This is a genomic window from Aliivibrio sp. SR45-2, assembly GCF_963890165.1.
In the GTDB taxonomy this organism is placed as follows: domain Bacteria; phylum Pseudomonadota; class Gammaproteobacteria; order Enterobacterales; family Vibrionaceae; genus Aliivibrio; species Aliivibrio salmonicida.
The window spans coordinates 19,874-32,975 of the sequence record NZ_CAWPRC010000066.1 but is presented as its reverse complement, the minus strand read 5'-3'; the positions used below and the strand labels follow the sequence as shown (position 1 = coordinate 32,975).

At 39.9% G+C, this 13,102-nt stretch carries 4 protein-coding genes and 3 tRNA genes; 1 reads left to right on the top strand and 6 read right to left on the bottom strand.

Translation table 11 applies throughout. The annotated features are described in order from the left end of the window. Positions 1–73: 73 nt before the first annotated feature. From AACV33_RS03120 to AACV33_RS03095, 6 genes are all read right to left on the bottom strand, one after another. A tRNA-Asn gene (locus AACV33_RS03120) sits at positions 74–149 on the bottom strand. Positions 150–180: 31 nt separating this feature from the next. Further along, a tRNA-Thr gene (locus AACV33_RS03115) sits at positions 181–256 on the bottom strand. A gap of 48 nt (positions 257–304) precedes the next feature. After that, positions 305–395, bottom strand: a tRNA-Ser gene (locus tag AACV33_RS03110). 160 nt (positions 396–555) lie between these two features. Further along, positions 556–1,455: a GGDEF domain-containing response regulator gene (locus AACV33_RS03105; RefSeq protein ID WP_023602592.1), complete on the bottom strand. Its 900-nt coding sequence runs from the start codon at positions 1,453–1,455 to the stop codon at positions 556–558. A gap of 38 nt (positions 1,456–1,493) precedes the next feature. Beyond that, positions 1,494–3,950, bottom strand: a complete 2,457-nt coding sequence (locus tag AACV33_RS03100; protein WP_065611039.1) for an ATP-binding protein — start codon at positions 3,948–3,950, stop codon at positions 1,494–1,496. Positions 3,951–4,082: 132 nt separating this feature from the next. Then, positions 4,083–12,593, bottom strand: a complete 8,511-nt coding sequence (locus AACV33_RS03095; protein WP_182699845.1) for a tandem-95 repeat protein — start codon at positions 12,591–12,593, stop codon at positions 4,083–4,085. Between the two features lie 171 nt (positions 12,594–12,764). Between AACV33_RS03095 and AACV33_RS03090 the strand changes: the two genes are divergently transcribed. Then, on the top strand, positions 12,765–13,094 hold the full coding sequence (locus tag AACV33_RS03090; RefSeq protein WP_017023412.1) for an Hpt domain-containing protein: 330 nt from the start codon (positions 12,765–12,767) through the stop codon (positions 13,092–13,094). Positions 13,095–13,102: the final 8 nt, after the last annotated feature.

Genomic DNA, 13,102 nt, shown 5'->3' with positions numbered 1-13,102 from the left:
TAAAAACTAAAAACACAGTATGACAGATACAAAAACGCCGCTTGATATTGCTATCAAGCGGCGTTTTTAAAGGTGGCTCCCTTTGCTGGACTTGAACCAGCGACATACGGATTAACAGTCCGGCGTTCTACCAACTGAACTAAAAGGGAACAGGTATTACTTCTCTTAAAGAGAAAAAGATGGTGCCGACTACCGGAGTCGAACTGGTGACCTACTGATTACAAGTCAGTTGCTCTACCTACTGAGCTAAGTCGGCACACTTTATCTTTTGTCATCATCAAGCTAATAGCTTGGTAATGGAATATGGTGGAGGGATAGGGATTTGAACCCTAGAACCGCTATTAACGGTTGCCGGTTTTCAAGACCGGTGCTTTCGACCACTCAGCCATCCCTCCACGGGACTCTATCTGAAGCGTCAGCTTCATCAAGTGATGTCGCGCATTATAGAGAAAATGAGATCAGGCGCAAGTCTTTTTTGAAAAAAAATGTCCGTTTGATTAAAAGTAAACCTAACTGATTGTTTTTTATTTAAAATGAATAAATAATCTCCAATTATCATACAGTTATTGATGCGATACAGTTACGTCCTCTATCTTTAGCTTTGTATAACTGTTCATCCGCAGCCAATAATAATGAATGCTCTGACTGATCATTATCATTTTCGATTAAGGCCACCCCAACACTAATACTTACTTTGCCATAAGAAGAGTGCTCATGAGTAATGTTCAAGTTATAAATACATTCTCTTAATAATTCTGCGGTTTGATTTAATTGTGCAACATCGGTATCGAACTGAATTAAAGTAAACTCTTCACCGCCATATCGATACACTCTGTCGGTTTTTCTTTGTAGAGCTCCCATTAGAGCTCTAGATACACGCACGAGTACATCATCACCTGCTGAATGACCATAATTATCATTATAAAGTTTGAAGTGATCAATATCGAACATGATAAGCCCAACGTTGGTCTTCAACCTGCGTCCTTCAGCCCACTTACTTTCTAAATCAAAATCAAACATGCGGCGGTTTAAAAGATTCGTTAATCCATCTAATGACGCGTGCTTTTCAAGTAAATCGGATTTCAATTTTAAAGCTAACTGATTACGTACACGTTTCTGCAAGATAACCGCATTAAACGGTTTGGTAATAAAATCAACGGCACCCAAATCTAATGCTCGAATTTCATCTTCTGTTGAATGATTCACCGTAATAACGATGATAGGGATATCTTTTGTTTTATCGTCACTTTTTAGCCTTTCAATGACTTCAAAGCCTCCCATTACTGGCATATGAATATCAAGTAAGACCAAATCAATACTGTCATTCAAAATAACATCAAGAGCTTCAGCCCCATTTTGAGTTAAAATGGACGGTAACGGCTTTAATAGATGATGCAATACCTGACGACTGACTGGATCATCTTCAACAATTAATATTTTTTGTTCGCTTAACATACATCGTCACCTTTATCGTCTATCCAACTGATACTAATTCATCGTTTTTTATAGATTAACTGAAGTTTCGCTATTTTTTCTTGAAGAATCTCTCTTCTAAATGGCTTAGGTAAATAATCATCCATACCACTATCAAAACATTTTTGAATGTCATCGTCCAATATAGAAGCTGTAAGCGCAATAATCGTTGTAAGCGTCATATCTTCATTTTTTTCTAACTGTCGAATCGCTTTTGTTGCTTCAAAGCCGTCCATAACCGGCATCATGCAATCCATTAATACCACAAGAATCTCTTCATGATGTCTTTTATACAGTTCAACCGCTTCTGCACCATTGTTAGCAATTTTATATTCTATACCCAACATTTTAAGGTTAATCGAGACAACTTGCTGATTAATTTTGTTATCTTCTACGATAAGAACCATACCATTGCCACGCTCGGTTTCTCCTTCTTTTGCTTCAACCTCTGTGGTTTCACTCTCATGTGAATGCTCAAAAACAGAATGCAGTAAGTTATCTAAACGTGAACCTAATAATGGATACGTCACATAGCCACTCACACTGTCTATTTCTGCATTGTTATCGGTGTTATTTCGAACGAGTACGATAGGCAGTCGTGGGTATTTTTCTTTAACGACATCAATTTTATCTTGGAAATCTTCTTTTTCTAGCACAACCAAAGAATCAGAGGTTTCTTGAACTTTAATTTCTTCAATCGAATACACTTTCTCAACATGGTAACCATAACCACTCACTTCACTAATAAACAGCTCTTTGGGTGACTTTGAACAATAAATAATGGTTTTATTTCTTCTTGTTTTTGACACTTTCTCAGGCGCATGGTCTTTTTCTAATTCAAGCGAAAAATAAAATTCACTACCAACACCTTTGCTGGATTTTAATTTAATTTCATCGCCCATCATTTTGATCATTTTAGACGAAATAGCCAAACCTAACCCCGTTCCTCCGTAGTTCTTTGATGTGTCATCGTCTTCTTGCTTAAATTCTTCAAACACCTGCTCATGTTTACTCTCTTCAATCCCCAAACCGGTATCTTTTACAGAGAAGAAGTAACGATAAGACGTGTCTGTTTCTTCAATTAATGACAATTCAAAAGAGATAGAGCCTGCCTCTGTAAATTTAATCGCATTAGAAGCTAAATTCATGAGGACTTGTCTGATTTTTTGCTCATCGGCTTTTACATAAGTAGGGAAATTTTCACTCATAATAATTTTAATGTTAACCCCTTTTTGCTGTGCTTTAGGGGCAATCAACGCTGCGGTATCAAAAATAACTTCTTTTATCTTACAACTATGTGCATTTACTTCTATGTTTCCTGATTCTATTTTAGACAAATCAAGCACATCATTAATGAGCATTAATAAGGTTTGAGACGAGGCATTGATAGTGGCTAGATAATCTTTTTGAATGGCCGTTAATGTCGATACTGACAATATTTCAGTCATCCCAATAATCCCATTAAGTGGGGTACGGATCTCATGAGACATATTGGCCAGAAATGAACTTTTTGCTTTGTTGGCTTTAATTTCTTGGTTTTGTGATCGCAATATTCGTTTTTCTAAACGAGAAGTCATCACAACTGCTGTAATCAGTACACTAATAATAAGAAGGAAAATAACAACGGAAAGCACTTGGCTATAAAAATAAAACCGCTCGATTTTGTTTGTCGCTTTTACAGACACAGTATCAAATAATACATTAAGACGTTCTTCTACATCATGAATTGTCGCTCGTATTTCACCATGCAGGCCTAAGCGATAATTATAACCAACAACACTGTGCAGTTTTTGAATATTAATAAAGCTATTTTTAAATGTCAGGTAAGTCTTGTCTATCTCTTCATTATCAAAACGGGCAATCTCCATTTCCATGAAATTAAGCAATTGAAAGATCTGTTCCAACTTAAACAAAACCGTTACTTCTTCTTGCCCTGACATTTCTGAATAAAAATCGTAAACTTTCTCTTGTAACATCAACATCATTTGATTCAATTCAATATCATGTAAGACAAGCAGATCTCTTTCTAGTTGGATCGATTCATCTTTCAGCTTTCCGAATAACCCTTGTTCTGTGCCCTTTCCATTTAGTGTCCCTAATAATTCACTCAATTCATGAAAGGAGTATCCATACTCATCAATCGATTGAATTAACCCCAAACTGTCAGAGTTAATATCTATTCCCTCAACCACTAATACTCGATGAATATTAATGAGTTTGCCTTTAAAGCTTTTAATTCCGACTTCTAGACGATCGTGATATTTGATTTCATTTCTACTCATAAAATCTTTTTCATTACGACGCAACATTAACATGTCATTTTTAGCTAATTTAATTTCGAGTTGCAGCTCAGTGAGTCGCTCTTCGTGCTCATGGAACTGGAAATTCATATAGAAATACAATAATAAAAGCGCCGTGATTACTGCCCCAGCTGTCTGTAATAGCAATTGAATTGAAAAAGAAGCTAAACGTTTCATGCATATCCTTATGACATTTTATGTTGTTAAAAACAGTTTAGGATACTTTCTTATAATAAAAAAAACCTTGGCACCTCTTTAATCATAAAATGATAGAGAGATCCCAAGGTTTTTTATGACACGATGACTTAATTAATTATCATTAAGCATCGATAAATCATCGTCTGCCGTTGTTTCTTGAGTTGCTGAATCAAAGCTTGAGCTGTCATCCATTACATCGACACCAACGTCTGTATTGTCTGCAGTTGTCCAATCTTGGCCTGATGAATCATCACCACCTTGAACCAACGCGTCCGCATTATCGGCACTACTCCCTTGCATTTCATAACTTGAATCTACATCAATCAAGCTGAAACCAACCGCACCATCAATAGGATCATCCATTGCTGTCATTCCGATCATCTCAACTCTGACATCGCCAGAAACACTCTCATCTATACTAAGTGTAATCGGTTGAGAAGTATCACTGATAACATAATTACCCTCTCCATCGGATAAACCTTGAGTTGGCTCCACACCATCAGGTAGGCCAATAATATGAATATGATCAACGTCTGCATTTTCAGATATTTCCGTCGGAATATCTATATTAAGAGTATCGCCCGGCGCAGCGGTATAATCCGCCTCTGTTTCTGGTTCAGTTTGTGCTCCTTGAGGCTCTGCAACATTCGTTTGAGTTATTGGTGAAGAGTCACTCTCTACGCTGTCTTGTGTCAGAATAACTTGGTGACTTACACCGTCAGATGTTGAGAAATTGACATTTACTTCTCCATCATAATCTGGATTTGTCCAGAAGCTCCACGTCCCGTTATCATTATCAATAAGAGTTCCGTTGCCTCCTGAATATGTCACATCAGAAATGACATTCTCAGCGTTATTATTATCAAGAGAATTCAGTAAATCAGCACTCAATAATAGAGCATAACCATCATCATCAAGCTCAAAAGGAGACTCATCCGAATGATTACTGCCCAATTCTTGGGTAATCGGGTTATCTGCTGGATCTTCGACTTCATCCAATGACACAACCGACACGGTAACAAAGAAATTACCGTTGAAATCCGCTGGCGGTACCATTGTCATGCTATCTAGGTTCCAATCACCAATATCAACACCTTGGCCTTCTTCAGTTATCGTTACGGTATGCTCGCCATCACTAACAACAAACCCAACTGGGTACCCTGTCATCACAACACTCGTCATAATTTCAGAGGTATCTAATTGCTCAATGTTCAGCCCGAAATGACCCATTGAATCTTCAGGGAAGACCAGTGGCCCATCAAAACTGGTCGTTATAGCAACGCCGTCAGCAACAGGACGAATATACACATTCATGTCCATGCTAACTTCTGTCGAACCATCGGTAACAACGACTTGTAGACCCGTTGTACCAGCAAAGTCATCTGTTGGAGTAAATGTCCACGTACCATCCTCATTGTCAATGACGGTACCTTCTGCTTCCTCCCCCTCTGCCGTGATCACCCTTGATACCGTTAATGCACTATCTACATCACCAAATAGGTCAATAATATCCGCGCTATTGAAGGTGATTGCACCATCTTCATCCGTCGCTACATGTGCATTCCCCGATTGGAATGGCGCATCATCAACAGGGATGATATTCACATTTACCGTTCCTTCGGTACTTAGCTCACCGTCGCTGACGACATAAGCAATATCAATTGGCCCGTTGAAATGTTCAGGCACAACAACTTGATATAAACCCTCTTGATTCTGAGTCAGTGACGCCTGTGCTGGTGAACGAATGCTAATACTTTCAAGGATCAGATCCACATTATCGATATCGCTTGCTTGAGATAAAATAAAATTAGGGTCAATCAGTAATACGTCATCTTCACTTTCACTTACCACTATCGTTGGAGCAATAGGCGCATCATTAATTGGAGTCACCGCCAATTGAAGTTCTGTCGCAACGGTATGCAATCCGTCATTCACATCAAAACTCACTTCAAGAGCACCATTCACGTTTTCATCTGGAGTAATGGTATATGAACCATCCTCATTTAAGACAACAGTTGCCCCCCCATTCGTAACAACAAGATTCGTCGCGATTAAATCATCACCATTAATGTCGGTCGCATTTGCTAACAACTCATCTTGAGTTAGTGTAATTGAACTGTCTTCATCAATTACTGCGCTTATTGGCGTGACTTCAGGTGCATACTCAATGGCATCAATATGGATTGTTTGTGTTGTTGTTGCACTGTCTTGGTTCGATTCTTCCGTTGATGTTGCTTCAATGATTAAATCAAATTCATCATTAAACCCTTCGGGTAATTCAAGTGTTAATACTTGGTCCAAAATCACGGTAGGGATAACAATAGGATCATCACCAATCACTGGGATTTCACCGCTATAAATGGATTGATTCACTTCACCTAAATCTATGGTAAAGGTAAAATCATCGTAATCTCGATCGCCACCACCATAAAGATCCTCAATGCCATAAACCAGTTCACCTTGTTCATTCATCGTGGTTCGAGTATGTTCAACGCCATCTTGATTTAAGTTAGTGCTGTTACCACCATGGTAAACCGTATCGCCATTTTGGCTCCGAACCAGAGTTTCAATGCCATCCTCATTAATAAATATTAATTGTGGGTCAACAGAACTCATTGTTGATGGAGAACCGTCTTCATCTCTAAATACAAACTGACCATTTTGCATCGAGTTAAAGTCATTATGGTTAAACCCATTTGGCACAACAAATAAGTTAAAGCTTTGTCCTTCTTCAATACCAAACGAGAAAGAAGAGCTACCTGGGATCAAATTCCCACCGGAACCTTGCTGTGAAGCATTATCATAAATCAGCTCAACACCCGAAATTGACCCATCTTCTTCTACAATGTAATAACCTGCAGAGTTTTGGAATCCTGCATCTTCACCTTCGAAAGTCACGGTAATATTGGTATCTGCATAACTGGTTAAGCCGTTGGTTTGATCATTAATAATGGTACTTCCATCATAATGAATCACACTGCCTTCTGGTGCACCACCAACCGTCACACTTAACGTTTCAGAAAGATCTTGGTCTACCAACTCGGCACCCAAATTCAACTCGATGATATTAGCATCATCTCGAATTTCATCTCCTTCTTCAATCACTTGCCCATCGCCATCGGTAATCACTAGCTCTGGTGCATCAGCCACAGCTTCAACAGTAAATGTTAATGGTGACGTTGTTGTCTCTGTATCTCCATTTGAATTCTCTACTGATGTAGCAGACACTTGAAGATTCACTTCACCACTGAAATTTTCTGCTGGTAAAAACTGCACATCATTTTGCGCCCATTCGTTTACATCTACCGAGTTTTCATCTGCTGTTGCGGTAAAGGTATTAACACCATCACTCAACATTGCGCCTTCAGGTATATTCTCGACAAGCACCGATTGCATGCTTTCAGATCCATCGATATCAGTTAGAGCCGCACTAATATCAATTCCGATATTTTGGTCTTCAACGGGTACTTCTACGATTTGTATCTTATCAAGTACACCGCCTAAACTGTCACTTCCTGGAGCATCAAACTCCAGACGCGGATTGTCTGTTGTTGCGGTTAATTCATAGTTATAAGTACTCCAACCAACCGTGGGTTGAGTAATACTGTCGATCAGTTGACCATCAAAATAAACATCAATTTGTGACCCTTCTCCGACATAACCCTCTCGTGCTGAGTAATCAAATGTTAAAGAGATCGTTTCTCCCGCTTGAAGATCCAAGTCTTGATAGATATTCGACTCATCACCAGGGTGAGCTTCAAGTTCAATAACTCGGCCTCGTCCATCATCAACGCCGGTATAAACAGACTCTTGATTTGTTTCAATGAGACCTGACGCATTATCAGTGCTCCACTGTGCAAGGATGTCATTAACGTTGCCATCATCTTCTGCGGGGAAATCAGTAATCGAAGCATTACCCAGTGAAAGCGTTAAGGTAGGAGCATCGGCATCTGGGGTTATGCTGATCGTTGAAGCGAAATCAACAGCGACGGTTCCATCAGAAACACTCACCGTTAATGCCACCTCTCCACTCGCATCAGGGTTTGGGGTATATAGCCAATCTCCATTTTCATCCTGAACAACCATGCCCTGATCTTCAGGGACTGAAATTCCAGAAATAGAAAGTGTATCACCATCAATATCTGATGCATTTTGCAGTAGCTCAGAAGCCGTGATTAAAATGGAGCCGTCTTCATTAACAACAAAATTGGCTTCTGTAAATGTAGGGGCATCGTTTACTGCATTAACAGTAATATCGATCGCTGCCGCGACACTTTCTGTTCCATCCGTGACAAAAAACTCAAGGTTTACAGAACCATTAAAGTCTTCATTTGGTGTAAAGGTATGAGTACCATCATCATTCGAAACTAACGTTCCATCGTCACCAGTGTAAGACACGGAATCAACGCTCAGTTCATCGTTATCAACATCAGATGAACCCGCAAGAAGCTCCTCATCAGTAATGATAAGTACACCGTCTTCATTTAGTGTAAATTCATGATCTTGTACTATCGCTAGATCATTTACAGCAGTAACAGAGACATCGACTTGAGCAGGAACAACGGCGCCATTCCCATCATCAACACTGTAATTTATTGAGAATTCACCATTGAAATTTTCATCAGGGGTAATGGTGTAAGTACCATCACCATTATCAGTAATGACGCCATTGGGCATTGAAATGTCGGCGATAGACGCCTCGCCATTACCTGAACTTCCTTCTCCTTGCTCTGAGTTACCAGCCCCTTCTGTGTTGGTATTTTCAGATTCATGCTCAGAACCGTCGACCACATCACTAATTTCAATCGCATCTAGATTTCCGATCACTTCAGTAGATGTTGGTACCGTAAATTGATCTTCCGAACCTGTAAATTGAGCAGGAACGATAATACCATCAACGACATCAAATACATGCCAATGGTCGCCTGTCGCATCAGTAGGTAAATCTGGCACAAATGAGGTCACTAAGGTATCGCCAACAAAGACATCAACTTTAACGTCATCAACACCCTCTACATCCCATGAACGTGCCGTATAATTATGTACTGAGTAATGCATATTCGCATCAGAGTAATTCGGTACAGAGATCGTCTCTGGGCCATAGCTGTTAGTATCATCAACATCTTGCTGAACCGTTCCGTCCCCCAATTGGTGCGACATATCTTGGTAGTAAATATGATCGAGCTCTGCACCAGTCTCGGTATTGTATAACCACAGATGATTATCTAAATCACGGGTTTCGCTTGAATCTCCCCATGTCACAACAATGCGCATATCGGTCACATCCATGACTTCAGATATAGCAACAGTGCCACTGCTTAATGTGTCTCCTTCATTAATCGTAAAGCATGAAGTAATACAATCCTCTTCTTCGATGGTTACCGTTCCTTCGCCAACAATCAATCCGGTAACAAAATACGACCCATCAACATCAGTAAGTGTACTCGCACTGTTACCGTACTCATCACTTAGTTCAACTTCTACTCCTGCAATGGGTTCGCCATTTTCTGCATTAACAACAACCCCAGTCGCTGTTGTTTCAGAACCTTGATTCCCAATATTCGCCGTTAAGTCATCATTATCAACATCGGTAGCAAATTGCAGTAACTCTTCTTGAGTAACCGTATAAGACCCATCTTCTTCAATGATAATTTGGACATCAGCAGAAATAACAGGCGCATCATTTACAGGATCAACCGTTAACTGTAGATTCGATGCTACGGTATCGGTTCCATCATGAATACCATAGTTAACATTAATCATCCCATTAAAATCTTGGTGCGGCGTAATAGTGAATGAACCATCATCATGCGACACTATTTCTGCATTTTCAGCAATCAAATCAAGTGCAGATAAAGCATCGCCATCAATATCTGCAGCGTTTGCTAATAATTGTGCTTGAGTAATCGTGATCGAATGATCTTCATCCGTTGACGCAGACACATCACCAGAAACCACCGTTAAATCATTCACTGCATCGACGGTTAAATCAATTCCCGCTGCAACAACATCAATGCCGTCACTCACATCAAAACGAATGTCTAACTGACCATTAAAATCCTCATCAGGAGTAATCGTAAATGAACCATCCTCATTCTCAACAATTACAGCATTCTCACCCACAGAAAGATTCGATGCCGTTAAGTCATCACCATCAACATCGACAGCATTCGCTAATAACTCTTCTTGAGTTAAGGTAATTGACCCATCTTCATCAATAGTAAGCTCAAGGTTACCTGTTGTAATTGGCGCATCTTGCTGAGGGATAACATCGACAGTAACGGTTGCTGAATCAAACGAACCATTACCATCGGTTACGACATAATGGAAATCGGCCTCTCCTGAATAGTTTGGATCTGGCGTATAAAGTATTTGTCCATCTTCAGTTAGTGTCACTTCACCGTGAGAATTATCCGTGGTATGCACATCAACGATAGTCAGAGGATCCCCATCGGCATCGGTATCATTGGCTAATAAATCACTGACATTCAATATTAATTGACCGTCTTCTAGCACTTGAATCGGTGTTGAAGTAATGCTGCCATCTACATTGATCAACTCTTCGGTTACATCAATGGGCTGACCTGCAGTATTGTAATTTAAATCAAGTGTGAGCTCACTGTTGGTTTCACTGCCATCTGGTTGAATAGTAACAAGTTGAAGTTCTTCTGACAGTGTACGAGATACAGTCATATTTTGAACAACGTAAGTACCACCGCCGCCAGATGTTCCTAGTTCAAAATGATGTACAGGTTGATTTGTCGTAAATGAATATTCGTCTTGGAAATCACCCGATTCTCGGTAATCACCTTGAGAATCGATAACATTACCTTCTGCGTCATAAGCCGTAATCATAACTTCAGTGGCATTAGAATCAGATTCATCGAACCAGCTGCCAAGACCATCAAGTTGGAATGTGATTTGGTTTACATCTTCGCCCTCAATGGTGACAATTAACTTATCATCATTAGATAACCCATTGTCACTTGTATCACCAATACCGGCTCCCATTGCTGTACCAGCACCATTCCAAGCAAACAAGTCACCATTGGTGGTTTCGGTTGTAATCGTGACACCTTCCTTGGTAAATACCGCAGTGTTACCACTCACTTCACCCCAATCAGATGTTCTTGCTGTACCATCAAAAATAGTGGTCTCGGTATTATTATCAAAACTTCCAACTTCAATATCACAAGTGGCAGATTGTACCTCTAGCGCATCAGAAACAAATTGAACTTCAGTGTCAGCTGAGTATTCTTCCCCAACCACCATTTCAACCCATTCAAACTCATCATTTAGATATTCTAACGTTCCATGTTCAGGCGCAGAATCAAGTCTAATCAGTGGTTCACTTGCCCCTAATTCAGAGTCATCTACAGCAATAACAGGATCGTTAATAGAGACAATTTGAATATTGGCCGTTGTGCTTGCGGTAGCGCCTTCCTCATCAATAATAACGACATCAAAGTCTAATTCACCGAAGTAGTTTTCATTCGGCGTAAACGAATATGTCCCATCCTCATGATCAACCAATTCACCTTCAAAACCAGAATAAACAACCGATTGAACCGCCACATCGCCTTCAACATCACTTGAATTCGCAAGTAACTGTTGATTATTAAAGGTAAGCACATGATCTTCATCTACTTGGTAAGAGGTCGATCCCGCAACAGGGATATCGTTAACCCCTTCAATCGTTAGTCCAATATTGGCCTCAACCGTTGCTTCACTGTCTGAAACCGTAAAGCTCAGATCAACATGACCATTAAAATTTTCATTTGGCGCAAAAGAAAAACTGCCATCCATATTTTCAGACAGAACCCCATTGATACCGGTATAAGTCACGGTATCAATGTGTAGCGTTTCACTATCAATATCCGCAGATCCTGCTAACAATTCTTCTGCCGTAAACGTGATAACACCATCTTCTTGCATCGTAAATAATTTATCCACCGCGGTTGGCGTATCATTCACTGGAGACACATTAACCGCAAACATCATCGTATCTGTTGTGACGTCTGAGTTTTCTAATTCATTTGAATAAACGGATCGTTCAGGCTCTACATTGACACCAAAGGTATGAGTATCGATGCTTTCATCTCTAAATACCCCTCCTTCAGAACTGGTACCTTCGGCACCACTACTGACAGAAGACGAGCGGCCGTTAGGGGCTGGCGAATCAGGGTTTTGAGCATTTTGAGACGCAGGTTCCGAATCTGAAGACTCGCCCCCTACATTTTGAGTGTCGCTGCTAGATGGTGCCGCCGGCGCATTAGAGTCAGTAGATTCATCCTCACCCAACCCACCATCAACCACATTTGAACCAGTATCATCATTTGCTTCATTACTTTCATCGTCATTACCGGCTTCAGTGTTACTTTCTTCTGAATTTTCCGCTATTGGTGAACCACTCGAATCATCTTCGTCATTCTGTTGTGATTCATCATCGGCAATTAATGGAGCAACAGCATCAGTCCCTGTTGCAACTGTATTCGCCATTGTGGATTGTTGATTATTTTGATTACCCGTAGGGCTATTTGAAGAAGATGAGCTATCTTCGGTTACTACTTGCTCAACTGCACCATTTAGATCTTCGTTGTCGTTATTATTACCAATAGCCATATGTTGCTCCTTGTCACCTAGTACTGACTTAAACACACTAATAAAGAGTATGAGATTCACAAAGGAGCATAGGAAAGGAAATCCAAAAAGACCAAGAGACATATTTATTGTGGACAATAAAAACTTCTGTCCTATATTAACAATATGTATTGAATTAATAGGTTAGTGGCTGTGATTAATATAGATATGTTAGAAGAAATGTTTGGCGGAGATAAAGAGATCACTCAACAATTGTTTGAACTCTATCTTTCTGAAAATTCAACAATGGGCAATACCATATTAGAACAATATGAAGCCAATGACTTACCAACACTTTTCCATACAACTCATACCCTTTCTGGCGCATTAGGGAACTTATGTGAGATGGATATTCTTCCGGCTATTAAAGAAATTGAAGCCGCAACGAAAACGAGTAATCAGCCGAACAAAGAAACAATCAATACCGTGGTTGAAGGGCTAAATGAAATCAAAGAACAAATGGAAAGTTATCTTTCTCGATAAGTACGCAT

Bases quoted from the DNA above. Each gene is read 5' to 3' on its own strand.
- AACV33_RS03095 (WP_182699845.1), bottom strand. From the start codon at position 12,593: ATGGCTATTGGTAATAATAACGACAACGAAGATCTAAATGGTGCAGTT.
- AACV33_RS03100 (WP_065611039.1), bottom strand. From the start codon at position 3,950: ATGAAACGTTTAGCTTCTTTTTCAATTCAATTGCTATTACAGACAGCT.
- AACV33_RS03105 (WP_023602592.1), bottom strand. From the start codon at position 1,455: ATGTTAAGCGAACAAAAAATATTAATTGTTGAAGATGATCCAGTCAGT.